The sequence below is a fragment of the Enterobacter sp. SECR19-1250 genome (assembly GCF_013391025.1).
Classification (GTDB): Bacteria; Pseudomonadota; Gammaproteobacteria; order Enterobacterales; family Enterobacteriaceae; genus Enterobacter; species Enterobacter cloacae.
In genome coordinates this window covers 1-221 of the sequence record NZ_JACASJ010000364.1, presented here as the reverse complement: position 1 = coordinate 221, position 221 = coordinate 1, and the positions used below count along the sequence as shown (strand labels likewise).

Below are 221 nucleotides of genomic sequence, written 5' to 3'. Positions count from 1 at the left end.
CGAGAAAAACCCGGATGGTATCGGCGCACACCTGCGCTACCGCTTTTCCTGCCGTAGCGATGTCCTCAAGGTGATCCAGCTTGTGAACCATAACGCCGCCATTAATGAACATCACGGGTTATCTCAGCAGGATATTACCGACATTCTGAACCTCTACCCGGACGCGTTTAACGCCGCATAACGGAGCCGAAAACATGACTATCGAAAAAAGCCGATTCAAT

General features: G+C 50.7%; 1 pseudogene. It reads left to right on the top strand.

Annotated elements, in window-relative coordinates:
- Positions 1–181 (top strand): annotated as a pseudogene (locus tag HX884_RS26965) (hypothetical protein); the annotation flags it as partial.
- Positions 182–221: the final 40 nt, after the last annotated feature.